This is a genomic window from Curtobacterium sp. KBS0715 (assembly GCF_005938005.2).
Classification (GTDB): Bacteria; Actinomycetota; Actinomycetes; order Actinomycetales; family Microbacteriaceae; genus Curtobacterium; species Curtobacterium flaccumfaciens.
The window spans coordinates 239605-265804 of the sequence record NZ_VCCA02000001.1; the positions used below are offsets into that span (position 1 = coordinate 239605).

Here is a 26200-nt window from a genome sequence, read left to right on the forward strand (position 1 = left end):
TGGAGGCCCGGATCACCCCCGGCGCGACGGGTCACCCCAGCAGGTCGTCGCGGTGGGCTCGCGCCCAGTCGGTCAGGCTCCGGGGAGCGGTGCCGGTGATGCGCAGGACGTCGTCGCTCATCACGTCGACGCCGTCGAGGCCGCGGCGGACGACCCGGCCGAACTGCTGCCGGAGCCCCTCGGCCTGCCAGGCGGGCACCCCGCTCAGGCGGAGCACACCGGCGTAGACCCGGCTCGGCAGGTGCAGGGCGCGCACGGGTCGGCCGAGCCCGGCGGTGAGCGCGGCGGCGACACCCCACGCGTCGAGCAGGTCCGGCCCGGTGAGTACCGGTTCGGTGCCGTCGTGGCCGTCCTCCGTCAGCACCCGGGCGGCGGTCCGGGCGATGTCCTCGGTGTCGATCCAGCCGATCACCCCGCGGCCCGTGGTGTGCGGGAACCACCCCCGTCGGATCGCGGGCGCCGAGGGCTGCACGTTCGTCATGAACGACGAGGGGTGCAGGATCGTCCACGCCAGCCCGCTCTCGCGCACCATCCGGTCGATGTGCCAGGCGGCGCTCGCCCACGACATCGGGGAGTGCTCGGCGGCGTCCCCGCCCGACAGCTGCACGATCCGGCCGACTCCGGCCCGCTGCGCCGCACGGACGCCGGTGGTGCCCTGCTCGCCCTGCCGCTGGCTGACCGGCGTCACGAGGAAGAACCGGTCGACCCCGTCGAGCGCCGCGGTGAGCGCGTCCTCGTCGTCCAGGTCGGCCAGGCGGCCGTCGATGCCCCGCGCCCGGAGCGCGTCGACCTGCTCGGGTCGTCGGACGACGGCTCGCACCGTCACCCCTGCCGCCCGCAGCAGCTCCGCCGTCTTGCCCCCGACGTCCCCGGTCACGCCGGTGACCGCCACGATCTCGCCCATGTCTGCTCCCGTCCCACTGACCCGTCCTGGTATCAGTTTTCTGATACGTGAACGTACGCCGGTACGATCGCCCCGTGCCCCAGGAACTCCCAGCCCCGCGTGACGACGTCGACGGCATCGTGGCCTGGACGGTGATCCGGGCCGCACGGACGCTCTCCCGCCGACTCGCGGCCGAGCTGGCGCCGCTCGGGTTGACACCCGTCGAGTTCGGGGCGCTCATCCAGCTCGCAGCGGCCGGCGAGCTCAGCCAGGCCGACCTGGCGCGGGCGGTCGGCGTCCGACCGCAGAGCATGACGACGCTCGTCGGGGGGCTCTCGACGCGGGGACTCGTGGAGCGGGGTGCTGCACCGGGCCGGGGACGGGCCTCCCGGATGCGACTGACCGACCAGGGCGAGGCGCTGCTGGCACGCGCCCACCCGATCGTCCGGGCGAGCAACGCGTGGTTCGGCGACGGCGCGGAGCCGATCTCGGCGACCCTGCTCCCGCTGCTCGAGCCGGACGCGGGCGACGACGGTTCCGCCGTTCCCTGACCGGTATCGGAAGGCAAACTTGCAAGGTGGACTGGTGACGGATTAGCCTCCGGGGCGTGACCGACGTACCGGAGACCGACCCGACCGACCTGGCCGACGCCGTGCTGACGATGCACGGACGACTGCGGCGGTCGTTGCTGGCCTCGAAGTCGGACGACGTCACGGCGTCGCAGACCGCCGCCCTCGGACGCCTGCTGCGACACGGGCCGGCCACCATCGCCGACCTGGCCCGAGCCGAGGGTGTCCGACCGCAGTCGATGGGCGCGACCGTCCAGGCCCTGGTCGACCTCGGCCTGGCCGAGCGGCAGGCCGACCCGACGGACGGCAGGCGGTCGATCGTCAGCGCGACGGCGGCCGGTCGGGACGCACGCCAGGCCGCCTGGGCCGCGCGGAACCACGAGCTCGCCGAGCGGCTCGCGACCCTGCCCGAGGCGGACCGCCGCGTCGTCGCGCGGGCGATGGACCTGCTCGGGCCGATCGTCGATCCCTGACCCGCGCACCCCTCGCCCAGTCCTGCAACCGGAAGAAGCGCTCTCACGTCCACCACCACCACGACCCCCGACACGACCACGGGCAGCGGCTTCGGTCCGAAGCTCCTCATCCCGGTGCTCGTCGGGCCCCTGCTCAACCCGATCAACACCACGATGGTGTCGGTCGCCCTCACCCCGATCTCCCGCGACCTGGGCATCGGTGCGGCGCAGGCGATCTGGCTCGTCGCCGCCCTGTACCTGGCGAGTGCGATCGCGCAGCCCACGATGGGCAAGCTCGCCGACCGGTTCGGCCCGAAGAAGGTGTTCCTGACCGGGCTCGTCATCGTCGGGATCGCCGGGGTGGTGCCCGAGGTGCTGACCGGGTTCGGCGGCGCCGTGTTCGCCCGGGTGCTCATCGGCATCGGGACGTCGTCGGCCTACCCGGCGGCGCTCACCACGCTCCGGCAGCACTCCGCCCGGATCGGGAAGCCGACGCCGCCGCTCGTGCTCGGGGCGTTGTCGATCACGTCGCTCGTGTCCGCCGCCGCCGGCCCACCGCTCGGCGGGGCGCTCATCGCCGCGTTCGGCTGGCACGCGATCTTCCTGGTGAACGTGCCGCTCGCGGTGTTCGGCATCGTCGTGGCGACGCTCTGGTTGCCGTCCGACCGGCTGCGTCCGCGCGACGAGGCCGACCTGCCGGTGCTGCAGGCGCTCGACCCGCTCGGCATGGTGCTGATGACCGGGACCGTCTCGGCGCTGCTCGTCTTCCTGCTCGACCTGTCCGCCGGGCTGTGGTGGTTGCTCGCGGTGGCGCTCGTGCTGCTCGTCGCCCTGGTGGCGTGGGAGCTCCGGGCCGTGCGACCGTTCGTCGACGTGCGGCTGCTCGCCAGGAACGGCGCGCTGTCCCGCACGTACGGCCGCCTGTTCCTGACGTACCTGCTCGCCTACACGATGACCTACGGGTTCTCGCAGTGGGTGCAGGACGTCGCGGGCTACCCGAGCGACGTCGCCGGGTACATCCAGCTGCCGGCCGCGATCGTCGCCGGGGTGGCCTCGTTCGTCGTCGCACGGAAGACCGCGATCCGCGGGCCACTCGTCGTCGCCGCGCTGGTGCCGATCCTCGGCGGTGTGCTCCTGCTCTTCCTGCACACCGGGTCGCCCGTCGTCCTGCTCGCCCTGACCCCGGCGCTGTTCGGGGTGCCGCAGGCCCTGGCGTCGGTGTCGAACCAGGCGGCGCTGTACCGGCTCGTCCCCGCGGAGTACATCGGCACCGCGGCCGGGCTGTCCCGCACCGCGGTGTACATCGGGGCGATCGCGGCGTCCTCGCTGATCGGCGGCGTGTTCGGCCAGGCCCCGACGACGCCGGACCTGCACGTGCTGGCGTGGGTGATCCTCGGCGTCGCGGTGCTCCTGACGGTGCTGACCCTGGCCGACCGTCGCCTGCGTGACGCCGACGCACCGGCGCCTGCGCCTGCGCCCGACGCAACCGCCGCTGCGCCCGACGCTTCGTGAGCAGGAACGGTCGGGTCGCCGCTGCCCACTCGACCGTTCCTGCTCACGAAGCACATCCCCCGCGGCCGGTACCCTGATCCGGTGACCGACCCGACCCCCACGCACTGGACCCTGACGCTCGTCTGCGACGACCAGCCCGGGATCGTGCACGCCGTCTCCGGAGCGATCGTCGCCGCCCAGGGCAACATCACCGAGTCGCAGCAGTTCTCCAGCGCCGACACGAACACGTTCTTCATGCGCCTGCAGGTGATGGCGCCGGTGGACCGCGCCGCCTTCGAGGCAGCGCTCGCCCCCGTCGCCGCCCGCTACGACGCCCGCGTCCAGCTCGACGTCGTCGGTCGTCCGCTGCGCACCCTCGTGCTGGTGTCGAAGGCGGGCCACTGCCTGAACGACCTGCTCTACCGGCAGCGCGGCGGACAGCTGCCGATCGAGGTCCCCCTCGTGCTGTCGAACCACGCGGACCTGTCCGAGCTCGCCGCGTTCTACTCCGTGCCGTTCGAGCACCGCCCGGTCACCGACGCCGAGTCGAAGGAGCAGATGGAGCGACGCGTGCTGCAGGCGGTGGAGGAGCACGACATCGAGCTCGTGGTCCTCGCCCGCTACATGCAGATCCTGTCGCCCGAGCTCTGCGCCGCGCTCGAGGGCCGTGCCGTCAACATCCACCACTCGTTCCTGCCCGGCTTCAAGGGCGCGAACCCGTACCGGCAGGCGCACGCCCGCGGGGTGAAGCTCATCGGGGCGACCGCACACTTCGTGACGAGCGACCTCGACGAGGGCCCGATCATCGAGCAGAACGTCGTCCGCGTCGACCACACCAAGGAACCGGCCGAGCTGGTGTCCATCGGGCAGGACGAGGAGTCCCGCACGCTCACCCAGGCGGTGCGCTGGATCGCGGAGGACCGCGTCCTGCTCGACGGCGCCCGCACCATCATCTTCAAGTAGGCAGCACCATGACCAACGCCCCGCAGTCCCCCGTCGACTGGGAATCGGTTCCCGACCCGGCCGCCGTCCGGCAGCCACGACGGCGGTTCGAGGCCTGGATGGTCCTGCGGATCGCCGTGATGGTGTTCGGCCTGCTGTCCCTGGCCTTCTGGGGATACTGGTCGTGGCAGCTCCCGCTCCCCGGCTACCTGTTCATGGTCGGTGCCCCGCTGTTCGCCGCGGTCGTCTGGTACTTCTTCCGGTCGCCGCGGTCCCCGATCGAGACCGACATCGTCGGCAAGACCATCGTCGAGGTCGCCCTGGTCGTCGCCGCAGGCGCGACCTGGATCTCCATCGGCCACCCGGTCGTCGGGATCGTGTTCATCGTGATCGCCGCACTGAGCGGCCTGATCGCGTTCCGCAAGGAGACCGCATGAGCGCCACGGGCCTCCAGACCGGCCAGGAGGCCCAGCGCACGCTGGTCCGCGCAGCCCGCGTCGTCGACGCGGCCGGCACCACGGCCGACGGCTGGGTCCTGGTCGTCGGCGACACGATCCACGCGACCGGCTCCGGCCCCGAGGCCCCCGCGGCCGACCGGGTCGTCGACCTGGGCGACGCGGTCCTGACGCCCGGCTTCGTGGACCTGCACGGGCACGGCGGGGCGACCGAGGCGTACGAGGACGACTCGTTCGACCGTTCGCTCGCGATGCACCGTTCGCACGGCACGACCCGCTCCGTCCTGTCGCTCGTCACGAACCCGGTCCCCGCCCTCGCGGCGTCGCTGGCCCACGTCCGCGCCGTGATGGCGACCGACCCGCTCGTGCTCGGTGTGCACCTGGAGGGCCCGTTCCTGTCCCCGCACAACAAGGGTGCGCACAACGAGTCGTTCCTGATCGACCCGACGCCCGCCGCGGTCGACGCCCTGCTCGGAGCGGGCGAGGGCGTCATCCGCCAGGTCACGATCGCGCCCGAGCTGCCCGGAGCCCTCGACGCCGTCCGCCGGTTCGTCGCGGCCGGCGTCACGGTCGCCGTCGGGCACACGGTCGGCACGTACGACCAGGCCCGCGCCGCCTTCGACGCCGGCGCGACGATCCTGACCCACGCGTGCAACGCGATGCCCGGGCTGCACCACCGCGCGCCGGGCCCGATCGGCGCCGCCGTGTCGGACGACCGCGTGACGCTCGAGCTCATCCTGGACGCCGTGCACGTGCACCCGGTCGTGGCGGACACGCTCTTCCGGGCGACGCCGGGTCGTGTGGCGCTGATCACCGATGCGATGAGCGCCGCCGGCGCTCCGGACGGGTCGTACCGGCTCGGGTCGCTCGACGTCACCGTGACCGACGGGGTCGCGCACGTTGCCGGGACCGACACCATCGCCGGGTCGACGCTGACGCAGGACGTGGCGCTCCGCAACGCGGTCTCGCTCGCCGGGCGGACCCTGCCCGAGGCCGTGGCGGCGCTGACGAGTGCGCCGGCCGCGGCGCTCGGGCTCGGCGACCGCCTGGGTCGGCTGGCGCCGGGGTTCGCCGCGGACCTCGTGGCGCTGTCGCGGTCGCTCGAGGTGCAGCGGGTGTGGGGCGGCGGGCGCGAGCTGCGCTGAGGCGCCCAGCGTGTGTTCAGCGGTCGACCGGGCGCCCCCGCTCGCCGCTCGCCCACGACGTGTCCGCCGTCTCCCCGACCCGGAGCGACAGCGTGCCGCCTCGCGTCACGAACGACGCCGGCACCCACGACTGCTCGAGCGTCCGCCCGTTCAACCGGGCTCCCTGCACGTACGGCTCGGTCCCGTTCGACCGGATGACGATCCGCTCCCCGCTCGAACGCCGGATGTCGACCGTGCTGAACGTCGGGCTGCCGATGAGCATCTCCGCTCGCCCGGGCGTCTGCGGGAACAGGCCGATCGAGGCGAAGACGTACCAGGCGCTCATCGTGCCGAGGTCGTCGTTGCCGGGCAGGCCGCCGGGGCCGGTCGAGTAGGCGTCGTCCACGACCTGCCGCACGGTCTCCTGCGTCTTCCAGGGCTTGCCGAGGGCGTTGTACATCCACGGCGTGTGGATGTCGGGCTCGTTCGTCGGGTCGAACTTCGTGGCGTCGCCGCCGGTGACCGCCCAGTTGCCCGAGGCGTCGTGGAAGAAGTCGTCGAGCCGTGCGACCGCGGTGTCGTCCCCGCCGAGCGCGCTCGACAGCCCCTGCACGTCCTGCGGCACGAGCCAGGTGTACTGCGCGCTGGTGCCCTGCGCGAACCCGGTCCCCGTCGACGGCGACCATCCCGGGGTCCACGAGCCGTCGGCCTGGCGCGCGGCCTGGTACCCGACGGCGGCGTTGAAGGTGTTCTTCCAGTAGGTCCCGCGCTCGGCGAACATCCGGGCGTCGGAACGAAGCCCGAGGGAACCCGCCCAGTACCCGAGCGCGCTGTCGGAGATCGAGTCCTCGAGGGTCTCGGCCGCGCCGCCCCAGCAGGAGCAGTCGTCGTTCGCCGCGTACTGCCGCTCCAGGTACTCGTCGAGTGCGGGCCGTTGCGCCAGGCACTGCCCCGGGCACCCGATGTCGCTCTCGGCGTCCGCGTTCTCGACCGTCGCCTGGCGTTTCAGCGAGTCGTAGGCGGCCCGGACGTCGAAGTTCCGGACGCCCATGGCGTACCAGGTGGCGAGCGTCGCGGCCGAGGGGTCGCCGGTCATCACGTGCGTCGGCGCTCCGAGGTGCAGCCACCGATCCCACACCCCGCCGTTCTGCTCGGCGAACCGCAGCATCGACTGCGCCATGTCCCCGGCGACGTCCGGCCGCAGCAGCGCCAGCAGCTGGATCTGCGCTCGGTACTGGTCCCACCCGGAGTACGTGCCGTAGACGGCCCGGTGTCCGCGGTCCATCCGGTGCACCCGCAGGTCCGGGCCGAGGTAACGCCCATCGCGGTCGTTCAGCGTGTTCGGCTGCATGAGTGCGTGGTAGACCGACGTGTAGAGCTGGGTGGTCCGGTCCGCCGTGCCGCCGCCGACGCGCAGGCGCGACAGTTCACGGTTCCAGGAGGCCCGTGTGCCGGCCGCCACGCTGGCGACGGTCGAGCGCCCGGTCACCTCGCCGTCACGGTTGGCGACGGCCCCGGCCGCGCTCACGTACGAGATGCCGATCTTCGCCTGCACCGTCGCTCCGCGACGCGCGTCGAACCCGACCCACGCTCCGGAGCCGCGTCCTGCGCGGTCGGCCCCGGTCAGGTAGCCCTCCCCACCGGAGGAGGACGTGCCTCCAGGCTGGACCGTACCGTCCTTCCAGGTGCCGGTGCTCGCGAACGCCGTGTCGAAGGTCGCGGTGAAGTACAGGCGGTAGTAGCTGCGGCGGTCCGGGTTGGTGGCGCCGCCGCCGTTCGCGCGGCGGCTGCAGAAGCCGCCCGTCAGGACGCTGCCGCTGACCGTGCGGGTGCGGGGGTCGACGCGGGTGATCGCGGCCTCGCTGCCGTTGATCGAGTTCGACGTGCGGAACAGCAGGTTCGCGTCCTTGCCGGCCGGGAACGTGAACGCGCCGACGCCGGCGCGCGTGGTGACGGCGAGGTCGGTGCGGACGCCGTTGTCGAGCGTGACGCCGTAGCGGCCGGGGCTCGCGGACTCCTGGTCGTGGGAGTACCCGGCGGCGTAGACAGCGTCCTTCGAGTCGGCCGACGGCGAGGTCGTGACCGGGGTCGTGACCGGCATGATCGGCACGTCTCCCGCAGCACCCGGAGCACACCCGGCCCCGTTCAGGTGCGTCAGGCTGAAGCCGCGCAGCCGGTTCACGTCGTACGAGTAGCCGTTCGCGACCGGGGTCGACGTCTGGTCGCCCGCGGTCCCGGTGGGACTCCACTGCACCATGCCGAACGGTGCGGTGGCCCCGGGCCAGGTGTTGCCGTTGTTGCTCGTGCCGACGAAGGGGTCGACGTACCGGGCCGGATCGCTCACGGTCCGTCCGGCCTGTGTCGACGGCGAACCCACCGCCGGCGCGGCGACGATCCCCGTGCCCAGCAGTGCGGCGATCGTGGCCACCGCGGCGAGCGGGAGCGGACGGACGAGCGGGCGACGGTGCACGCGAGATCGGTTCACGTCCGTGACGCTAGCCCCCTCGGACGGGGGACGTCCGCTCTCGTCACCGAGCGCTCTCCTGCTGTTCACGTCGGGGGCGGCAACGGGCCCGGCGCCCTCCGGTGCCCGCTCGGGGTCAGCCGCCGTACTCCGCGCAGCTGTCGGTGCCGCTGTAACAGGCCGGCGCCTCGCGATCACGCCGGGTGTCCTGCTCCGTCTGGTTCCAGCGCCCCTGCGGGACGGCGAGGACGTAGGCGGCCACGAGCACGATCGGCACCATGACGACGGCGGTCACCACGACGCCGGTGCGCCCCGTCCGGACGCCGAGGAGCACGGCGACGAAGCAGGCCACGGGTCCCAGCACGAGCAAGAACTCGTAGGTGTGGACCGCACCGGGACTCTCGACGTTGTCCCCGAACAGGCGCAGTGTCGAGACGATCGTGGCGAACATCGCGACGGGAACGACGCAGAGCACCAGCACCGCGGCGAGCGCGACGCGGCGCTCGACCCGGACGCCGCGGCCCTTCCGGCGCTCCCGCTCGAGCCGCGCGTACTCCGCGCCCACCGGGTCGTCCGTCGCTGCGTCGTCCACCCCCACCATCGGGTGAGTGTCGCACGGAACGGTGCCGACCGGTACGTGATCAGGCCGTCGTGCGCGCGGCGACCTCGTCGACGAAGGTGCGGACCCGCTGCCGGAACCCCGGGTCGGCGGCTGCCCCGCGGACGGGGACGACGTGCAGCCGCCGGTCACCCCGTCGCAGCGCCGGACCGACGAAGACCCCCTCGGCGACACCCGGTGCGGTGGCCGACCAGAGCGTCGAGCGAGCGCCGTCCTCCGCGGTCCGGGCCATGCTGCGGGCGACCAGGCCACCGAGGCGCTGGGTGAGGGTCTCGGCCTGGTCGTTCATCCCCGTCGCCGCGATGCCGGGGTGTGCGATGACCGAGCGGACCTCGGAGCCGGTCGCGCGGAGCCGCTCACCGAGGTCGACCGCGAGCGCCGCCGCCGCCGTCTTCGAGTCGGTGTACACGGCGAGCTGGGAGTAGCCGCTCGCGTCGTCGACCCCGCCTGGTGCAGGCACGCGGCGGGTCCGCTGCGACAGGTTCGACCCGACGAGCACGACCCGAGGTGACGGTCCACCGAGCACCGGGAGCATCGCCTCGGCGAGCACGGCCGGCCCGACGACGTTGGTGGCCCAGGTGCGTTCGATGCCCTCGTCGGTCAGCGCGAACGTGCCGATCGTCGCGCCGGCGTTGTTGACGAGGGCGTCCACGACGATGCCGTCCGCGGCGAGCTGCCGGGCGAACGCCGTGACCGAGGCGACCGACGCGGTGTCGACGACCCGCGCCTCCAGACCGGCGGGCAGGACGCGAGCCGCCTTGTCCGGGTTGCGGACCGCCGCGATGACGCGCGCTCCGGCGGCGGCCAGTCGGGTCGCGACCACCAGACCGAGTCCGCCGGTTGCACCGGTGACCACGACCGTCCGCCCGTGCTGGTCCGCCATCTGTCCGGGCTCCCACGTGAAGGGTTCCATCGTCGTCTCCTGTCCGCGCTCCGTGTCGAATCGGATGATTCATCCGGAACGCTAGCACAACCGGATAGAGTGTCCGTATGACGATCGCGATGGCCCGTCCCGAAGCGCTGCGTTCCGATGCGCAGCGCAACCGGACCGCGCTGCTCGACGTCGCCCGGTCGTTCCTCGAACGCGGCGAACAGCCGCTCCTCAATGCCGTCGCACACGAGGCCGGTGTGGGTGTCGGGACCGCCTACCGACACTTCCCGTCGCAGCAGCACCTGCTCGAGGCGCTCGCGATCGACGCGCTCGAGGACATGCTCGACCTCGTCCGTGTCGCCGTCGCCGTGCCGGACACCGGGGACGCGCTCCGCGGGGTCGTGACGGCTGCGTTCCGGAGCATGGTCGACGATGCCGCCCTCGGCGACCTGCTGACGAACGGCGGGTTCTCGTGCGCCGACACCGCTGCGCTCGCAGGAGACCTGGTGGTGTCCGTCGACGCACTGCTCGCTCGGGCACGGGCCGAGGGGCTCGTGCGTGCCGACGTCGACGCGGACGACCTGCGACGGCTGCTGTGCGGGATGCGGGCGGCCGCCGTTGCCGGTGGCTCCCGGGTGCACGACCCCGAGCGCTACGTCGAGGTGCTGCTGGCGGGGCTCCGCCCGGCCTGACCACCGCCCTCGCGCCCGGCGTGGCTCGCTGTCAGGATGGGCGCATGAGCGTCATGGTGTCCGTCTTCGATGCGTACCGGTCCCGCACGAGCGAGAAGTACACGGCCTACCCGCCGGACGTGCTCCCCATGTTCGTCGCCGAGATGGACAGCATGCTCGCCGAGCCGATCCGCGACGCCCTGGTCACCGCGGTGACGAACGGCGACACCGGGTACGTCGGGCACGGGCGGGCCCTGCCCGAGGCGTTCGCCGACTTCGCCGAGAGCCGCTGGGCATGGCGGGTCGACCCGGATCTGGTCCGCACCACCACGGACGTGTCGGTCGCGGCGGTCGAGGTGCTGCGCCGGGTCATCGAGCCGGGCGACCAGGTGGTCATCATGCCGCCGGTGTACCCGCCGTTCTGGGAGTACGTGTCCGAGGCCGGCGGCACCGTCACCGAGGTCCCGCTGCTCGCCCCCGCGGGCCCGGCCGACCCGTTCGACACGACGGCCGGCTGGCGGATGGACCTGGACGGCCTCGCGCAGGCGTTCGCCGACGGAGCCCGCACGGTGCTGCTCTGCAACCCGCACAACCCCCTCGGCCTGGTGCACGACCGCGAGTCGCTCGTCGCGCTCGCGGAGCTGGCGGCCGAGTGGGACGCCGTCGTGGTGTCCGACGAGATCCACGCGCCGCTCGTGCACGCCGACGCGGTGTTCACGCCGTTCCTGGAGTCCTGCCCCGAGGCCGCATCGCTCGGGGTCGCCCTGACGAGTGCGAGCAAGGCCTGGAACCTCGCCGGCACGAAGTGCGCGCTGATGATCGGCGCCTCGGAGCGGGCCCGCGCCTGGTTCGACGGCCTGCCGACCGAGGTCGTCGAGCGCACCGGCATCCTCGGCTACACCGCGAGCGTCGCGGCCTTCAGTGAGGGCGAGCCGTGGCTGGCGTCACTGCTCACCGAGCTCGCGGCGAACCGGCGCACCCTGGCCGAGCGGATCGGCGACGTGCTGCCCGGCGCCGAGTACCGGCAGCCGCAGGCGTCGTACCTGGCGTGGCTCGACCTGCGGGCGCTGCCGTGGGGCGACGACCCCGCGGCGGAGCTCGTCGACCGGGCGAAGGTGGCGCTCGGCTCCGGCCCGGCGTTCGGACGGCAGGGCCGTGGCTTCGCGCGGCTGAACTTCGGGTGCTCGGCGGAGACCCTCGACGAAGGGCTCAGCCGCCTCGCCGCAGCCGCGCGCGCCTGACACCGGACCTGGCCGGGCCGGAAGACGCCGGCGTCCGCGTGCGACGCCCGGCAACCGTCGACACGCCCCCCGGATTCGGCGGCGTGTCGACGCTCGGGCGGCGTCTGAGCAAGACGCCGGCGTCTACCGCAGCAAGACGCCGGCGGCGCGCTACTCGAACCGCTGCCAGGCCGGCTTGTTCGCGTACGTGTAGCGGTAGTAGTCGGCGAGCTGCAGCCCGGCGGCGGCTTCCTCGTCGACGACGACGGTCGCGTGCTCGTGCAGCTGCAGGGCCGAACCGGGCACGAAGGAGCTGAGCGGCCCCTCGACCGCAGCGGCGACGGCCGCCGCCTTCGACGGGCCCTGGGCGACGAGGACGAGCTCGCGGGCCTCGAGGATGGTGCCGAGCCCCTGCGTCATGCAGTGCGTCGGGACCTGCTCGGGCGAGTCGAAGAAGCGCGCGTTGGCGTCTCGGGTCGACGGCGCGAGGGTCTTGATGCGGGTGCGCGAGGCGAACGACGAGGTCGGCTCGTTGAACCCGATGTGGCCGTTGGCCCCGATGCCGAGGATCTGCACGTCGATCCCGCCCGCGGCACGGATCGCGGCGTCGTACTCCTTGGCCGCGAACTCCAGGTCGGCGGCACGGCCGTCCGGCACCCGCACGCGCGACGCGTCGAAGCCGAGCGGCGCCACGACGTCGCGGGCGATCACGGCCGCGTAGGACTCGGGGTGCTCGAGCGGGATGCCGACGTACTCGTCGAGGGCGAACCCACGGGCCTCGGCGAACGAGATCTCGCCCGCCTGCACCCGGCGCTGCAGGTCGGCGTAGATGCCCTGCGGGCTGGATCCGGTGGCGAGACCGATGACGGCGGACGGCTTCTTGGCGACGACGGACGCGATCTTGGCCGCGGCGACGCGACCGACCTCGTCCGGCGTGGGCAGGATGATGATCTCCACACACCCAGCCTACTGGTCATGACCAGTCTGCGACAGGGGTCGTGTGGGTAGCGTGGAGGCATGCCGACCCCCGACTTCGTCCTGTCCCTGCGCGAGAAGATCGGCACGGCGCCGCTCTGGCTGTCGGGCGTGAGCGCCATCGTGACGCGCGGCTCCGGCGCCGAGCGCGAACTGCTCGTGGTGCGACGGGCCGACACGGGCGCGTACACGCCGGTCACCGGGATCGTCGACCCGGGCGAGGAACCCGCCGTCGCCGCCGAACGCGAGGTCCTCGAGGAAGCCGACGTCGTCGCCGTCGCCGAACGCCTGGCCTGGGTGCAGGTGCTGCCCGAGATGACCTACCCGAACGGCGACCGGTCGCAGTACCTCGACCTGGTCTTCGCCTGCCGGTACGTCTCCGGGACGCCGAACCCCGCCGACGGCGAGAACACGGAGGCGTTCTGGGCTCGGCTCGACGCCCTGCCCGACATGTCCGAGAACATGCGGGCACGCGTCGAGGCCGGTCTGGCGGACGAGCGCGAGGCGCGCTTCCAGCGCTGACCCCACCGGCCTGGAGGCGCGGTGCCAGGCCGCCACGGGCCTCCCGTCCGCGTCCCCCGACGTTTCGGGCGCAGCGACAGTCCACGCGTCTGGTCGCGCGTGGACTGTCGCTCAGCGCGAAACCTCGTCGCGACTACGCGAGCGGCGCGACCGCGACCGGTGCGCCGAGCAGGCGCACGGCGACGGGGTCACCGGTGACCCGGCGGTCGCCGACCTCGTGCTGGACGGTCACGACGGTGTCGTCGTCCAGGCGGACGGTGGTGCGGCGGATCGACCCGAGGAAGCTCGAGGTGACGACGGTGCCGGTGATGCCCTCGGGGGCGAAGGCGATGTCCTCCGGCCGGACGTAGGCGAGCACCGGGCCGTCCGGAGCCGAGGAGTCGAGCGCCGGCACCCGGAACCCGTACACGAAGACGTCACCCCCGCGCAGGTCGCCCTGCAGCCGGTTCGACTGCCCGACGAAGTCCGCCGTGAAGGCCGACGAAGGGGTGCGGTAGAGCTCCTCGGGCGTGCCGATCTGCTCGATGTCGCCCGCCTGCATCACGGCGATCCGGTCGGAGACGGCGAGCGCTTCCTCTTGGTCGTGCGTCACGAACACCGTGGTGATGCCGAGGTCGCTCTGGATCCGGCGGATCTCGTCGCGGAGCGAGACCCGGACCTTCGCGTCCAGGGCCGACAGCGGCTCGTCGAGCAGGAGCACCCGGGGGCGGGTGACCAGAGCGCGGGCCAGGGCGACGCGCTGCTGCTGCCCACCGGAGAGCTGGTGCGGGTAGCGCTCGGCGAACTCGCCCAGGTGGACCATGTCGAGGGCCTCGACCACGCGGCTCCTGCGTTCGGCGGCGGGGACCCGGCGCATCTCGAGGCCGAAGGCGACGTTCTGCCGGACCGTCATGTGCGGGAACAGCGAGTACTGCTGGAACACCATGCCGATGTCGCGTTTGTTGACCGGGGTGTCGGCGACGTCCTGGCCGTCGATGCGGATCGAGCCGGCGTCGATCGCCTCGAGGCCCGCGAGCGCCCGGAGCGCCGTCGTCTTGCCGCAGCCGGACGGGCCGAGCAGCGACACGAACTCCCCCGGCTCGACACGGAGGGACAGTCCCGCGAGCGCCCGGTGTGCGCCGTAGTGCTTCTCGACGGCGTGGAGTTCGACGACGGCACCGGTGGTGGCGAGGGACGCGGGGGCTGCCGGAGCGGTGACGGTCATGCGGACTCCTGGGTGCGGGGACGACGGGTGGTGCGGGTGCGGCGGACCCGGCCCGTGCGACGGGTCCCGATGCGGCCGATGAGGACGAGCAGCACGAAGCCGAACACGAGCGCGGCGACCGAGAAGATCGCGGCGACGTACGGGTCGGTCCCCTGCACGAGCACGAGCCCGGTCTGGAACGTGCTGCGGGAGAGGAACGCGGCGAGGGTGTACTCGCCGAGGACCACGGTGATCGTGAGGAAGCACGCGGCGGTGATGCCCCGGCGCAGGTTCGGCAGGAGCACGCGCCAGGTGACGGTCCACCACGAGGCACCGAGTGAGCGGGCGGCCTCGGACAGGACGATCAGGTCCATCGCGGTGATGGCGGCGGCGATCGGGCGGAACGCGAACGGCAGCGTGACGATGCCGATCGCGAACGCCAGCGTCCAGGCGCCGGAGCCGAAGACCTGCGAGACGACCTGGTAGACGGGGATGAACCCGACGACGAGCACCACGACCGGCACGGTGATCGGCACGATGCAGACGAACTCCAGGACGCGTCGGAGCCTCGGGTAACGGAGCGCGGTGATGATCTGGGCGGGCAGCAGCACGAGCAGCACGATCCCGACGGTGATCACGGCGATGAGCAGCGACGCCCCGAGCCCGTCGAACACGGGCTGGTAGGTGAACGCGTTGGCCGGGTCGCCGATCGCTGCCCAGTGCGCGAAGGTCAGGCCGCCGTCGGTGCCCTGCCGGAACGTGAACTGCAGCAGGGCGACCAGCGGGACGGCGAACAGCAGCCCGATCACGGTGAGCACGGTCACCGCCGCACCACGGGACGGAGCCGTGCCGAAGCGGCGGACGCGGGACGGGCCTCCGAGCCGAAGCGGCTGCGCCCGGCGCACCGGGCGGACCGGCGCCGCCGCGCTCATCGCTGCCACCGGGCGGCTCGGCGCTGCAGCAGTGAGTAGGCGCCCATCACGACCGCCATCACGACGACCATGCCGAACGCGAGCACCCCGGCGACGTTCTGCAGGCCGACGAGCGTCTCGCTGGTGAGCTGCGTGCGGATCGTGAGCGGCACGATGCCGCCCTGCGAGATGAGGGCCGCGGCGGTGGCGAACGACGAGAAGCCGTTCGCGAAGAGCAGCAGGAGCGACCCCCAGAACGCCGGCGCCAGGACCGGCAACGCGATCCGGCGCCAGTACGTCAGGCGCGAGGCGCCGAGGGTCGCGGCGGCCTCGCCCCACTGGGCCTTGACGCCCTCGAGGGCGGGCATGAACGTGAGGACCATGAGCGGCACCTGGAAGTAGACGTAGGGGATGACGAGCCCGGGCACGGTGTACAGGAAGGCGCCGTCCGCGTTGAGGTCGACGTGCAAGACCGTGACCAACCACGTCGTGACCAGTCCCTGCACGCCGATCGTGGCGATGAACGCGAACGCGAGCATGACGCCGCCGAACTGGGCGAGGACGCTCGCCGCCGAGTCGATCATCGACCGGACCAGTCCGTCCGGCCGCAGTGCCGAGAGCGCCCAGCAGACGACCGCGCCGAGCACGGCACCGATGACCGCGGAGGCGGCGGACAGGCCGAACGACCCGCCGAACGCCCGCAGCACGGACGGGTCGGCGAAGGCCGCGAGGTTCGCGAACGTGAACGCTCCGGAGCCGTCGAAGAAGCCGCTGCCGATCGCGATCACGGCGGGGACGGCGAGGAACAGCAGGACGTAGGCGGCGAAGGGGGTCAGCCCCAGCCAGGCGAGACCGACGCGGCGTCGGACACGGGGTCCGGCGCCGCGACGGACGGCATCGGCGGGCGCGGACGCCGGGCGCACGGTGCTCGGAGCGCTCGTCGCGGGCGCGTCTGCCGATGCGGTGGTCATGCTGCTCAGGACCCCATCGTCGAGGACCACTTGGCCTTGAGGACCGTCGCGGCGTCGGCGACCTGGGCGTCGGTCAGCTCGACGTAGTCCTTCGGCGCGCCACCGGCGGCGTCGAGGGCGTCCTGGTCGACCTTGCCGGACTTCTCCATCGCCGACAGGGTGGCGGGGAAGGCACCGGCCTGCAGGTACAGGTTCTGGGCCTCCGGGCTGGCGATGTACTCCTGCCACAGGCGGGCGGCCGCGGGGTGCGGGGCGTCCTTGGTGATGGCCTGCGAGTAGTACGAGCCGAGCGCCTGCCCCTTCGGGACGACGGTCTTCCAGTCCTTGTTGCCACTCGCGCCCGCTGCCGGTCCCCACGCCAGGTTGTTGTACGACCACTGGATGACCACGGGGGTCTCCCCCGAGGCGACCGTGGCCTGCGTCGGCAGCACGTTCTGGAAGTTGCCGGCCTTCTTCAGGTCGCCGAAGTAGTCGACGCCCTTCGTGATGTCGTCGGCCGAGCCACCGTTCTCGAGCGCCGCCAGGTAGACGGCCGATGCTGCCTGGTTGGCCTGCGTCGGGTCACCCGCGATCGAGACCTTGCCCTTGTACTCGCTGCCGAGCAGGTCCTGCAGGTCCTTCGGGGCGTCGGAGATCTTCGACGAGTCGTACCCGATCGACATCAGGCCGGTGTAGTCACGCGTCCACGCGCCGTCCTGCTCCTTCAGCTCGTTGGGGATGTCGTCCCAGTTCGCGACCTTGTAGTCGGTGAGCAGGTCGAGGTTCTCCTGCAGCACCGCGTTTCCGAGGTCGAGCACGTCGGGCGCGGTGGACTGGCCCTTCTGCGACTTCACGGCGGCGACCTCGTCGGCACTCGAGCCGTTCGGGTTCGCGGAGTTGATCTTGATGCCGTACTTCTTGGTGAAGCCGTCGATGATCTTGCCGTAGTTGGCCCACGACGGCGGCAGCGCGATGACGTTCAGCTGGCCCTCGGCCTTGGCGGCCTTGACGAGGGTGTCCATGCCGCCGGCGGTCTCGGCGCTGGTGGCGGTCTTCCAGTCGGCGTCGCCGTCGGAGCCGGCGCTCGCGGAGCTCGTCGCCGAGCATCCGGCGAGGGTGACGATCGCTGCGGCGGCCAGGGCGATGCCGGCCAGGGTGCGCTTGTGCTGCACGGGTGGGCCTTTCGGGTGGGGGAAGGTGCTGAGGTGACCGGGGGTCCGGGTTCTGGTCGATCGTGGACGCGGCCGGTTTCCGGCCCGTGCTCCGGTGGTGAACGGCGGCGGAACAGCGGGTGCGGCTGTACGCTTTGCTCGATCTGGGCGCATGGTCGCGCCCACATCAGGCCTGGAGGCACGGATGCGGTTCACGACGACGGTCCTGCAAGCACGGAAGACGGCGACCGGACTCCCCGTCCCGGAGTCCGTCATCGAGGCGCTCGGATCCGGGAAGCGCCCCGCGGTGGTCGTCACGATCGACCGGGGCTACACCTACCGCTCCACCGTCGGGGTCATGGACGAGCAGTACCTGGTGCCGCTGTCGGCCGCACACCGTGAGGCCGCCGGGATCGCCGCAGGGGACACCGTCGAGGTCGCACTCGAGGTCGACACCCTGCCCCGGACCGTCGACCTGCCGGAGGACCTGGCGGCCGCGCTGCAGGAGGCCGGCGTGCGTGCGGCGTTCGACACCCTGTCGAACTCGCGGCAGCGGGCGCTCGCCGACCCGGTCACGCAGGCGAAGGCCCCGGAGACCCGGGCCCGGCGGATCGAGAAGGCCGTGGAGTCCCTGCGGGGGTAGTGGTGCGGGGCGGGGGGGCAGGCGGGGTCGTTCCGGGCGTACCTGGTCGTTTCGGGCGTACCTGGTCGGAAGTTCTCGCCAGGTATGCCCGGAAGCACCAGGTATCGCGGGCGTTCTGGGAAAGAACGGGCGGGCTCAGGCCCCGAGCTCGACCAGGACCCGCGGGATCTCGGTCACGAGTTCGCTCGCCAGGTACCCGAGCGGCCCGACCTGCACGGCGAGTCGGTCGCCTGCGGCAGCGTGCACGTAGGACGCCCACGCCACGGCCTGTGCCGGATCGGCGCCGCGGGCGAGCAGGCCGGTGACCGCACCGGACAGCACGTCCCCACTGCCGCTCGTGCCGAGACCGCCGGAGCCGGTGCCCTTGAGCCACGCCCGACCCTGCGGTGTGGCGATGGCGTCGCCGAGGGCCACGACCGCACCGAAGCGGTTCGCGATCGCCACGGCGTCGGCCACGTCGTCGTCGCTGCACTCACGCCCGAGCAGGCGTTCGGCCTCGCCGGAGTTCGGCGTCATCACGAGCCGTCCGCGCAGCGGTTCCAGGCGGTCCCGCACGTCGGCGGCCACCCCGAGGGCGAAGGCGTCGAGCACGACGGTGGTGTGCGGACCGACGACGTCGGCGAGTCCGGCCACGAGGTCACGGGAACCGTCCGGCTCGTCGAGCCCCGGCCCGACCAACACGGCGTCGGCACTCGACGCGCTGTCCGCGATGCCCTCGATCGCGCCGACGGCGATGTGCCCGTCCTGGTCCTCGTCGAGGGGTTCGACCCCGGACTCGGGCACCGCGACCGCGACCTCGTTCGCCACGCTCCGGCCGACCGCCAGGGTGAGACGACCGGCGCCGACCCGGAGTGCGGCGAGCGCGGAGAGCAGCGCTGCTCCCGGCGTCCGTGCGGCTCCCCCGATGACGAGCACCTGCCCGCGGCCGTACTTGCCGGCACCGGGTTCGGGCAGTGGCCAGTCCCGCAGGAAGTTCGGGGTGACGGGTTCAGTGGACATGCTCGTCGTCCTTCCGGCCGGTGTGCTGGGTGACCTCGTCGTCGTCCAGGTGCCCGACGGAGGAGAACTCCTCGAGCACCCACGGCGATCCGGCGTCGTCGCGACGGAGTCGGGTGAGGGAGGCGTTGGCGACGGTGTGGGTCCGGGCGAACTCCATGAGCGCCGGCTCGTCGAGGTCGAGGCACACCGCGACGGCGAGCATCACCACGGCGTCGTGCGCGGCGATCACCAGGCGCTCGGCCCCGTCGACCCGCTCGACATCGCCGAGGAGCGACCGGAGCCGGAGCATCACGTCGGCCCACGACTCCCCGCCCGCCGGACGGTGGTAGTACTTGCCGAGCCACTGCCGGCGGCGTTCCTCGTCCGGGTACCGGTTGCGGACGCCCTGCAGGGTCAGCAGGTCGAGGACGCCGAGTTCACGGTCGCGCAGCCGCTCGTCCACCCGCTTCTCGGGCTCGGCGAGGCCGGCTGCCTCGAGCGCGATCGCGATGGTCTGTTGTGCGCGGAGGTACGGCGACACCCACAGCGCGACGGCGACGTCGTCGATCCCGCGGTCGGCGAGCTCCTGCCCGAGGGCGCGAGACTGATCGGTGCCGAGCGGGCTGAGCGGGACGTCGGCGTCCCGGAACTCGACATCGATGACGTCGTCGCCCGCTGCTTCGGCCCGAGCCGCCGCGACGTTCGCGACCGATTCGCCGTGACGGACGAGCCAGATCTCCTGCACTGCCATGCCGCCACGCTAGCCAGAGCGTGCTGTGCCGGTTCACCGGTGCCGAACGGCACCCCACGCGGTGCCGAACGGTCACCCTGCGCGGCGTCGAACGGTCACCCTGCGCGGCGTCGAGCACTCCGGACCGGACGGACCGCGCACGGGAGCCCCGCCGCCCGGAGTCGCAGTGCCAGCGCTTCGAGGTCGAAGAAGTCTCGCCACTCGAGCCGGATGATCGTCCGGACACCCGGCACGGTGAGCAACCGACCGTGTCGCCGCTTCTCGTCGAGGAACACCTCGGTCGGGCTCCGGCCGCCGAGGTAGCGCTCCTGGGAGTACTTGGCCCGTCCGTCGATCTCGACGATGACCCCGTGGTCCGGGAACCAGAAGTCGACCGCGGACCGACGGCCGTCCACGACGAACTCCTGCTGCAGCACCGGCGCGGGCAGTCCGAGCTCCCGGAACACGACCCGAGCGAGCGACTCGGCCGGTGACCCGGAGCGACCGTCGGCCAGGTCGAGCACCTGCTGCGCCAGGGCTCGGGCGCGGGCCTTCGGAGGAACCGCTCGTCGGAGGTCGGCGTCGTCGAACCCACGTCGCAGGGCGGCGTCCGCGATGACGACGCCCGCCCGCAGGTCGCCGGACATCGCGATGTCGACGACGGTCCGGGGCACTGAGGTGACGGCGATCGCACCGACCGTAGCCCGCTCGCCCCGGCCGACGGGTCTCGTGTGCAGGACCAGCTCGGCGCTCCTGCCCCGGTACATCGACTCCGGCACCGTCGCGTGCACCGGGACGTCCCACCCGCCGAGCGCCGGGAGTCCGTGCAGGGCCGCCGCGGACAGGTGCGAGGCCGTCGCCCGCGCGCCGAGCCGTCCGAGCCGCGCGAAGACCCGGGTGACGTACCGCTGACGAGGCCCGGCGGCGTCCCACGCGGCACCGTCGACGAAGGCGTTCGGTCCGACCCGGACCAGGCGGCCGACACCCCGGGTCCGGGTTCGGCGGCGCAGGGTGGTGGCGTCGAGGCCGGCCTCGTGCATGGCGGAGGCTCGGAGGATGGGCAGCGACTCGTTCATGCACGTGACGATGCCCGCTCAGCCACCCGCTCCCGGGGCCGATGTCGGGAACTGTGGACGGGCCTCCAGGCCTGGGCGGTTGTGGAGGGGAGACGTTCCTTCCCAGAACGGCCGCGATGCCAAATGGAATCGGGCATACCTGGCCGAAAGTTCCGACCAGGTACGCCCGATTCGACCAGCTACGCCCGATTCGACCAGGCCACCCGCCCCACCCGACCCGACCCGCCCACCCCGCCCGCACCCGCACGCAAGACGGCGCCGAACGGAACGCACCCGTGTCCCGTCCGGCGCCGCGGTCTCTCCCCGACCGAACGCCGGGCCCGCTGCCTCAGGCCCGACGCACGCGCAGCGTCACGATCTCGAACGGCCGCAGGGTCAGCACGACCGGCTCCCCGCCCGACCACGAGCGCTCCAGCGGCCGCTCGAGCAGGTCGACCTGCGACACCGACTCGACGTCGAACCCGAAGGAGACCCCGACGTCCGACGCCCGGCCCCCGAGCCCCTCGTACAGTCGCACGACGACGTCTCCGGAGCGGTCCTCGGCGAGCTTGACGGCCTCGACGAACACCTGCGGCGACGACACCGTGACGAGTGGCGCGACCTCGGCCGACCCGGGGACGCTCCGCACCGGCAGGTTCAGCCGGTACCCGGAGTCGGCGGCGTCGAGCACCGAGGCCCCGATCCGCAGCACCGTCCGGAACACGTGGTGTCCCTGGTCGGCGTTCGGGTCCGGGAACGTCGGCCCGCGCAGCAGTGACTCCCGCACGAGCGTGGTGATCCCGCCGTCCGGCCGGGTCTCGCGCGTGATGTCGTGGCCGTAGGTCGAGTCGTTCGCCACGGCGACGCCGAAACCGGGCTCCGCGACGTGCACCCAGCGGTGTGCCGAGGTCTCGAACCGGGCGTGGTCCCACGAGGTGTTCTGGTGCGTCGGCCGGTCGATGTGCCCGAACTGGATCTCGCTCGAGGCCGACGACGCGAGCACGTCGATGGGGAACGCGAGCTTCAGCAGCTTCTGGTGCTCGTGCCAGTCGACCTCGGTCTCGACGGTCAGCTCCGGTTCGCCCTGCACGGCGGAGTAGCGCGTGGTGAGCGTCGACGATCCGACGGACCGTTTCACCACGAGCGAGGAGCCGTCGACCGAGACGGACGACGCCGACAGCACCGTGCCGTTGCGCTGGTACGCGCGGTCGATGTCCCACGCCTCCCACTGGTTCGGGGTGTCACGGAACACCGTGTACTCCGCCGCCGCGGCGCCGGCCGCGATCGCGTCGCGTCCGGTGGCGTGGTCGACGAACGAGACGACGTGGCCGGCAGCGTCGATGGTCGCCGTGACCACGCCGGCGTCGAAGACGAAGCGGTCGCCGCTCCGGACGGGAGGCACGGGTCGCGGTGCGTGGGCGACCGAACCTGCCAGGGCGGTCACGTCCCCTGCCGCGACCGGCGAGGCGTTGAAGCGCACGACCGACGCGGCGTCGTCGGCGCCGGCGAGCGCCGTCGTCGCGCTGCCCGCGAGCGCCGTCGTCGCGCTGCCGATCAGCCCCTCGAGCACCTCGGCGACCCGGGCGTACTGCTCCTCGGCGTTCTCGTACACCCACGCGATCGAGGACCCGGGCAGGATGTCGTGGAACTGCTGCAGCAGGACGGTGTGCCAGGCGTCCTCGAGTTCGGCGTACGGGTACTCGCTGCCGAGCCGGACCGCCGCGGTCGCTGCCCAGAGCTCGGCTTCGCGCAGCAGGTGTTCGGAGCGGCGGTTGCCCTGCTTCGTGCGGATCTGCGACGTGTAGGTGCCGCGGTGGAACTCGAGGTACATCTCCCCCGACCAGACCCCCGGCGTCGGCAGCTCGGCTTCGAGCTGCTCGAACACCTGCGCCGGGGTGCCGAGTGTGACGTGGGGCGACCCGTCGAGGTCGTGCTGGCGGTGTGCGGCGCCGACCATCTCGCGGGTGGGACCGCCGCCGCCGTCGCCGAAGCCGTACAGGAGCATCGAGGTGTTCGCGGTGCCGCGTTCCTTGTTGTTCCGTTCGCCGCGGCGCAGGTCGGCGGGCGAGACGTCGGAGTTGTAGGTGTCGGCCGGGGGCAGGTGCGTCAGGACGCGCGAGCCGTCGATGCCCTCCCAGTGGAACGAGGTGTGCGGGATGACGTTCGTCTCGTTCCACGACGGCTTCTGGGTGACGAACCACTTCGATCCGGCGGCGCGGACGATCTGCGGCAGGGCGCCCGAGTAGCCGAACGAGTCGGGGAGCCAGGCCTCGGGGGTGTCGATGCCGAACTCCTCGAGGAAGAAGCGCTTGCCGGCGACGAACTGGCGGGCCAGGGCCTCGCCGCCGGGCAGGTTGGTGTCCGACTCGACCCACATGCCGCCGACCGGGATCCACCGGCCCTCGGCGACGCGCTGCTTGATGCGGGTCCAGATGGACGGGTACTCGTCGCGGATCCAGGCGTACTGCTGCGCGGACGAGCAGGCGAAGGTGAAGTCGGGGTCGCGGTCCATCAGGTCGAGCACGTTCGAGAACGTCCGCGCGCACTTGCGCTTCGTCTCGCGCACGGGCCACAGCCAGGCGGAGTCGATGTGGGCGTGCCCGACGGCGATCGCACGGTGAGCGGCGGGACTCGCGGGGACGGCGAGCACGGGCGCCAGGACCTGACGGGCGTCCGCTGCGGTGCCGGCGACGTCGTCCGGGTCCAGGGCATCGGCGGCGCGTTCGAGTGCCCGCAGGATGTCGGCGCCGCGGGTGCCGTCGGTGGGGAGCTCGGCCATCAGCCCGCGCAGCACCCAGAGGTCCTGCTGCAGTTCCCACACGGTGTCGTCGCGCTCGACGACCTCGAGGGCCTTCAGGCGGTAGATCGGGTCGTCGCCGGCGGTGGAGCGCGAGCCGAGCGGCGTCGCACCCTGGAACGAGTCGCCGCCGATGTCCGGGTTCGCCCCGGCCTCGATCCAGAGCTCGAAGGACTCCCCCGGGCCGACCTCGAGCGGCACGGTGTCGTTCCGCGGCTCGATCGCCTTGATCGTGGAGCCGTCGGCGCGGAACGCGAGTCCCTCGGCCTGGAACCCGGGCTGCCGCTTGGTGAACCCGAGGTCGACGAGGAGCTCGGCGGTGGTCCCCGGCGCGGTGCCGAAGTCCGCCGGCACGGTCCCCGTCACCCGGAACCACGTCGTGCCCCACGGGCGTCCGCCCCAGTGCGACCCCACCGTGAACGGTGTGTACGTCTCGCCCACGGCGGCGTGGAACGGCACCGGTTCGCCCGGCACCTCCCACGCCTCGATCGTCACCGGCGCCGAGCGACGGAGGACGGCGGGGTCGACGCGGTCGCGCACGAGGCGGGCGATCCGGGCCTCGACGAGCGGTTCGTCCTGGTGCATGTGCTTCCTTTCGAGAGTGTGCCGGGTTGAACCGGCGGATCAGCCCTTGATGCCGCCGGCGAGGGCGTTGCCGCCGCCGAGGCCTCGGGACACGATCACGTAGAGGGCGATGACGGGCACGGAGTAGACGATCGAGAACGCGGCGAGCTGGCCGTACGCCACCGCCCCGTTCTGCCCGAAGAAGTTGAAGATGCTCACCGCGGCGGGCACCTTCTCGGGCGAGAGCAGCAGGACGAACGGGACGAAGAAGTTCCCCCACGCCTGGATGAACACGAAGATGAAGACGACCGCGATGCCCGGACGCATGAGCGGGATCACGATGCGGGTCAGGGTGGTGAGCATCGAGGCGCCGTCGGTCCACGCCGCTTCTTCCAGCGAGATCGGCACCGAGTCCATGAAGTTCTTCGCCATCCAGATCGCCATCGGCAGTGACGTGGCGGCGAGGAAGAAGATGCAGCCCCACACGTTGTCGATCAGGTTGAGCGACACGAACAGCGCGTAGACGGGCACCATCATCGCGGTGATCGGCAGGCCGGTGCCGAACAGGATGCTGTACAGGAACGGCTTGTTGACCCGCATCTTGTACCGGGACAGCGGGTACGCGGCGAGCAGGGCGAACACCACGGTGACGACCGCTGTGCCGCCGGAGAGCAGCAGGCTGTTCGCGAGCGGGATGAACGACAGCTCGGGGGTGAGCACCTTCGCGAAGTTGTCGAGGGTGAACTGCGAGGGCAGCTTCACCGACAGCGACGCCTGGGTGTCGAACGACGCGAGCACGAGCCAGAGCAGCGGCACCGCGAAGCACACCGCGATGACGAGCAGCACGGTGTTCGACACCCACCGCATCGTGCGGCCGCGCGGTGACGTCATGTGCATCGACCCCGGTGCGGTCACCGAGCGGGTCGTGGTCTGGTCGAGGGACGGGGCTGTCATGGCCATCAGTCCACCTCCGGCTTGAGGGCCCGGATGTAGATGATCGAGAAGACCGCCCCCACCACGAGCAGGATGGTCGCGATCGCGGTCCCGAAGCCGAGCTGCGAGAACTTGAACGCCTCCTGGTACGCCAGGATCGGCAGGGTCGACGAGTTCGTGCCCGGACCGCCGCCGGTCATCACGAAGATCAGCGTGAAGACCGACAGGGTCTGCAGCGTCGTGAGCATGAGGTTCGTCGAGATGCTCCGGCGGATCACCGGGAGCGTGATGTAGACGAGCCGCTGCCAGCCGGTGGCTCCGTCGACCTCGGCGGACTCGGTGATCTCCTCGGGGACCTCCTGCACGGCGGCCGAGTAGACGAGCATCGAGAACGCGGTGCCGCGCCAGATGTTCGCCAGGATCACGGCGAGCATCGGGTACGTGTAGAGCCAGTTCGCGCCGGTGATCCCGATCGATGCGAGGAACGTGTTGAGCGTCCCCTCGTCGTTGAAGAACGCGTAGGCCGCGAAGGACGCCACGATCTCCGGCAGGACCCACGCGGCGACCACGAAGGTGCCGACGATCGCCCGGACGGCCTTGTTCGCCGAGCGCATCAGCAGAGCCAGTCCGAGGCCGAGCACGTTCTGTCCCACCACGGCCGAGGCCAGCAGGAAGACGACGGTCAGGATGACGGACTTCGGGAAGTCCGGGTCCTGGAACAGCTCGACGTAGTTCTGGAACCCGACGAACTGCTGGTCGGCCGCACTGGCGCCGGTCAGGGCCGAGTTGGTGAACGACCCGTAGAACGACGAGATGACGGGGCCGAGCAGGAAGATGACGAGGAGGACCAGGGCGGGGACGAGCGGAACCGCTCGTCCGACGTTCCGCAGTGGTCGCCGCTTGCGCGGCACGGGTGGATCGGTGCGCTTCGGCGCACCGGGCGCCGACAGCGTCGGCGCGAGGGGGGTGCTGGACACGATGGGTGCCTTCCGGGTGCGGAGGGGTTCCGAAGGTGGGGAAGAGCGGACGGGAGGCGCGGTGCGGGAC

Annotated in this window: 25 protein-coding genes; 10 read left to right on the forward strand and 15 right to left on the reverse strand. The window is 72.2% G+C overall.

Annotated elements, in window-relative coordinates; genetic code table 11:
- Nucleotides 1-31 precede the first annotated feature (31 nt).
- Entirely contained in the window at nucleotides 32-904 is an 873-nt protein-coding gene (locus FFG40_RS01185) for an NAD(P)H-binding protein (protein WP_138801988.1), read from the reverse strand.
- A gap of 74 nt (nucleotides 905-978) precedes the next feature.
- On the opposite strand from FFG40_RS01185, the gene FFG40_RS01190 reads away from it, so the two are divergent.
- The 6 genes from FFG40_RS01190 to nagA all read left to right on the forward strand — a co-directional run bounded on the left by FFG40_RS01190 (nucleotide 979) and on the right by nagA (nucleotide 5937).
- The gene (locus tag FFG40_RS01190; protein ID WP_111032312.1) at nucleotides 979-1434 is read left to right on the forward strand and encodes a MarR family winged helix-turn-helix transcriptional regulator; all 456 of its coding nucleotides are present in this window, start codon (nucleotides 979-981) and stop codon (nucleotides 1432-1434) included.
- Nucleotides 1435-1490: 56 nt separating this feature from the next.
- Nucleotides 1491-1925: a MarR family winged helix-turn-helix transcriptional regulator gene (locus tag FFG40_RS01195; RefSeq protein ID WP_221935147.1), complete on the forward strand. Its 435-nt coding sequence runs from the start codon at nucleotides 1491-1493 to the stop codon at nucleotides 1923-1925.
- A 114-nt stretch (nucleotides 1926-2039) separates the two neighbouring features.
- Nucleotides 2040-3416: an MFS transporter gene (locus tag FFG40_RS01200; protein ID WP_138801989.1), complete on the forward strand. Its 1377-nt coding sequence runs from the start codon at nucleotides 2040-2042 to the stop codon at nucleotides 3414-3416.
- An 81-nt stretch (nucleotides 3417-3497) separates the two neighbouring features.
- On the forward strand, nucleotides 3498-4358 hold the full coding sequence (gene purU / locus FFG40_RS01205; RefSeq protein WP_110861849.1) for a formyltetrahydrofolate deformylase: 861 nt from the start codon (nucleotides 3498-3500) through the stop codon (nucleotides 4356-4358).
- An 8-nt stretch (nucleotides 4359-4366) separates the two neighbouring features.
- Entirely contained in the window at nucleotides 4367-4774 is a 408-nt protein-coding gene (locus FFG40_RS01210; RefSeq protein ID WP_051596981.1) for a YrdB family protein, read from the forward strand.
- On the forward strand, nucleotides 4771-5937 hold the full coding sequence (nagA, locus tag FFG40_RS01215; protein WP_138801990.1) for an N-acetylglucosamine-6-phosphate deacetylase: 1167 nt from the start codon (nucleotides 4771-4773) through the stop codon (nucleotides 5935-5937). Before FFG40_RS01210 ends, nagA begins: the two co-directional genes overlap by 4 nt.
- A 16-nt stretch (nucleotides 5938-5953) precedes the next feature.
- Here the strand turns inward: nagA and FFG40_RS01220 are convergent, their stop codons facing one another.
- The 3 genes from FFG40_RS01220 to FFG40_RS01230 form a co-directional block, all read right to left on the reverse strand.
- Nucleotides 5954-8401 carry a GH92 family glycosyl hydrolase gene (locus tag FFG40_RS01220; RefSeq protein WP_260678759.1) on the reverse strand — a complete coding sequence of 816 codons (2448 nt, stop codon included), beginning with the start codon at nucleotides 8399-8401 and terminating at the stop codon, nucleotides 5954-5956.
- 115 nt (nucleotides 8402-8516) lie between these two features.
- Nucleotides 8517-8981, reverse strand: a complete 465-nt coding sequence (locus tag FFG40_RS01225) for a hypothetical protein (protein ID WP_138801991.1) — start codon at nucleotides 8979-8981, stop codon at nucleotides 8517-8519.
- 40 nt (nucleotides 8982-9021) lie between these two features.
- A complete protein-coding gene (locus FFG40_RS01230) occupies nucleotides 9022-9912 on the reverse strand; it encodes an SDR family NAD(P)-dependent oxidoreductase (RefSeq protein WP_138801992.1) in 891 nt (296 codons plus the stop codon).
- A 77-nt stretch (nucleotides 9913-9989) separates the two neighbouring features.
- Here FFG40_RS01230 and FFG40_RS01235 point away from each other — a divergent pair, with 77 nt between their 5' ends.
- Both FFG40_RS01235 and FFG40_RS01240 read left to right on the forward strand, forming a co-directional pair.
- Nucleotides 9990-10562, forward strand: a complete 573-nt coding sequence (locus tag FFG40_RS01235; protein ID WP_138801993.1) for a TetR/AcrR family transcriptional regulator — start codon at nucleotides 9990-9992, stop codon at nucleotides 10560-10562.
- Nucleotides 10563-10606: 44 nt separating this feature from the next.
- Entirely contained in the window at nucleotides 10607-11782 is a 1176-nt protein-coding gene (locus FFG40_RS01240; protein ID WP_138801994.1) for a MalY/PatB family protein, read from the forward strand.
- Nucleotides 11783-11932: 150 nt separating this feature from the next.
- On the opposite strand, the gene nagB is transcribed toward FFG40_RS01240, so the two are convergent.
- Complete coding sequence (gene nagB / locus FFG40_RS01245) at nucleotides 11933-12718, reverse strand: glucosamine-6-phosphate deaminase (protein WP_056071891.1); 786 nt, start codon at nucleotides 12716-12718, stop codon at nucleotides 11933-11935.
- A gap of 60 nt (nucleotides 12719-12778) precedes the next feature.
- Between nagB and FFG40_RS01250 the strand changes: the two genes are divergently transcribed.
- Nucleotides 12779-13258, forward strand: a complete 480-nt coding sequence (locus tag FFG40_RS01250) for an NUDIX domain-containing protein (RefSeq protein ID WP_027466654.1) — start codon at nucleotides 12779-12781, stop codon at nucleotides 13256-13258.
- 133 nt (nucleotides 13259-13391) lie between these two features.
- Here the strand turns inward: FFG40_RS01250 and FFG40_RS01255 are convergent, their stop codons facing one another.
- From FFG40_RS01255 to FFG40_RS01270, 4 genes are all read right to left on the reverse strand, one after another.
- The gene (locus FFG40_RS01255) at nucleotides 13392-14462 is read right to left on the reverse strand and encodes an ABC transporter ATP-binding protein (protein WP_138801995.1); all 1071 of its coding nucleotides are present in this window, start codon (nucleotides 14460-14462) and stop codon (nucleotides 13392-13394) included.
- The gene (locus tag FFG40_RS01260) at nucleotides 14459-15265 is read right to left on the reverse strand and encodes an ABC transporter permease (RefSeq protein ID WP_395875936.1); all 807 of its coding nucleotides are present in this window, start codon (nucleotides 15263-15265) and stop codon (nucleotides 14459-14461) included. The genes FFG40_RS01255 and FFG40_RS01260 overlap by 4 nt, the downstream gene beginning before the upstream one ends.
- A gap of 104 nt (nucleotides 15266-15369) precedes the next feature.
- Nucleotides 15370-16323, reverse strand: a complete 954-nt coding sequence (locus FFG40_RS01265) for an ABC transporter permease subunit (protein WP_260678760.1) — start codon at nucleotides 16321-16323, stop codon at nucleotides 15370-15372.
- Between the two features lie 5 nt (nucleotides 16324-16328).
- Entirely contained in the window at nucleotides 16329-17474 is a 1146-nt protein-coding gene (locus tag FFG40_RS01270; protein WP_138801997.1) for an ABC transporter substrate-binding protein, read from the reverse strand.
- A gap of 184 nt (nucleotides 17475-17658) precedes the next feature.
- Here FFG40_RS01270 and FFG40_RS01275 point away from each other — a divergent pair, with 184 nt between their 5' ends.
- Nucleotides 17659-18096: a YdeI/OmpD-associated family protein gene (locus FFG40_RS01275; RefSeq protein WP_138801998.1), complete on the forward strand. Its 438-nt coding sequence runs from the start codon at nucleotides 17659-17661 to the stop codon at nucleotides 18094-18096.
- 135 nt (nucleotides 18097-18231) lie between these two features.
- Here the strand turns inward: FFG40_RS01275 and FFG40_RS01280 are convergent, their stop codons facing one another.
- From FFG40_RS01280 to FFG40_RS01305, 6 genes are all read right to left on the reverse strand, one after another.
- The gene (locus FFG40_RS01280; protein ID WP_111124316.1) at nucleotides 18232-19095 is read right to left on the reverse strand and encodes an NAD(P)H-hydrate dehydratase; all 864 of its coding nucleotides are present in this window, start codon (nucleotides 19093-19095) and stop codon (nucleotides 18232-18234) included.
- A complete protein-coding gene (locus FFG40_RS01285; protein WP_138801999.1) occupies nucleotides 19085-19825 on the reverse strand; it encodes a histidine phosphatase family protein in 741 nt (246 codons plus the stop codon). Before FFG40_RS01285 ends, FFG40_RS01280 begins: the two co-directional genes overlap by 11 nt.
- 95 nt (nucleotides 19826-19920) lie before the next feature.
- A complete protein-coding gene (locus FFG40_RS01290; protein WP_138802000.1) occupies nucleotides 19921-20880 on the reverse strand; it encodes a hypothetical protein in 960 nt (319 codons plus the stop codon).
- A gap of 328 nt (nucleotides 20881-21208) precedes the next feature.
- Nucleotides 21209-24241, reverse strand: coding sequence for a glycoside hydrolase family 38 C-terminal domain-containing protein (locus tag FFG40_RS01295; RefSeq protein WP_138802001.1), 3033 nt, complete (start codon nucleotides 24239-24241; stop codon nucleotides 21209-21211).
- Between the two features lie 39 nt (nucleotides 24242-24280).
- Nucleotides 24281-25174, reverse strand: a complete 894-nt coding sequence (locus FFG40_RS01300; RefSeq protein ID WP_371836703.1) for a carbohydrate ABC transporter permease — start codon at nucleotides 25172-25174, stop codon at nucleotides 24281-24283.
- A 5-nt stretch (nucleotides 25175-25179) separates the two neighbouring features.
- Complete coding sequence (locus tag FFG40_RS01305) at nucleotides 25180-26130, reverse strand: carbohydrate ABC transporter permease (protein WP_111056610.1); 951 nt, start codon at nucleotides 26128-26130, stop codon at nucleotides 25180-25182.
- Between the last annotated feature and the right edge of the window lie 70 nt (nucleotides 26131-26200).

Bases quoted from the DNA above. Each gene is read 5' to 3' on its own strand.
- FFG40_RS01185 (WP_138801988.1), bottom strand. From the start codon at position 904: ATGGGCGAGATCGTGGCGGTCACCGGCGTGACCGGGGACGTCGGGGGC.
- FFG40_RS01210 (WP_051596981.1), top strand. From the start codon at position 4,367: ATGACCAACGCCCCGCAGTCCCCCGTCGACTGGGAATCGGTTCCCGAC.
- nagA (WP_138801990.1), top strand. From the start codon at position 4,771: ATGAGCGCCACGGGCCTCCAGACCGGCCAGGAGGCCCAGCGCACGCTG.
- FFG40_RS01225 (WP_138801991.1), bottom strand. From the start codon at position 8,981: ATGGTGGGGGTGGACGACGCAGCGACGGACGACCCGGTGGGCGCGGAG.
- FFG40_RS01230 (WP_138801992.1), bottom strand. From the start codon at position 9,912: ATGGAACCCTTCACGTGGGAGCCCGGACAGATGGCGGACCAGCACGGG.
- FFG40_RS01235 (WP_138801993.1), top strand. From the start codon at position 9,990: ATGACGATCGCGATGGCCCGTCCCGAAGCGCTGCGTTCCGATGCGCAG.
- FFG40_RS01240 (WP_138801994.1), top strand. From the start codon at position 10,607: ATGAGCGTCATGGTGTCCGTCTTCGATGCGTACCGGTCCCGCACGAGC.
- FFG40_RS01250 (WP_027466654.1), top strand. From the start codon at position 12,779: ATGCCGACCCCCGACTTCGTCCTGTCCCTGCGCGAGAAGATCGGCACG.
- FFG40_RS01255 (WP_138801995.1), bottom strand. From the start codon at position 14,462: ATGACCGTCACCGCTCCGGCAGCCCCCGCGTCCCTCGCCACCACCGGT.
- FFG40_RS01265 (WP_260678760.1), bottom strand. From the start codon at position 16,323: ATGACCACCGCATCGGCAGACGCGCCCGCGACGAGCGCTCCGAGCACC.
- FFG40_RS01275 (WP_138801998.1), top strand. From the start codon at position 17,659: ATGCGGTTCACGACGACGGTCCTGCAAGCACGGAAGACGGCGACCGGA.
- FFG40_RS01280 (WP_111124316.1), bottom strand. From the start codon at position 19,095: ATGTCCACTGAACCCGTCACCCCGAACTTCCTGCGGGACTGGCCACTG.
- FFG40_RS01285 (WP_138801999.1), bottom strand. From the start codon at position 19,825: ATGGCAGTGCAGGAGATCTGGCTCGTCCGTCACGGCGAATCGGTCGCG.
- FFG40_RS01290 (WP_138802000.1), bottom strand. From the start codon at position 20,880: ATGAACGAGTCGCTGCCCATCCTCCGAGCCTCCGCCATGCACGAGGCC.
- FFG40_RS01295 (WP_138802001.1), bottom strand. From the start codon at position 24,241: ATGCACCAGGACGAACCGCTCGTCGAGGCCCGGATCGCCCGCCTCGTG.
- FFG40_RS01300 (WP_371836703.1), bottom strand. From the start codon at position 25,174: ATGACAGCCCCGTCCCTCGACCAGACCACGACCCGCTCGGTGACCGCA.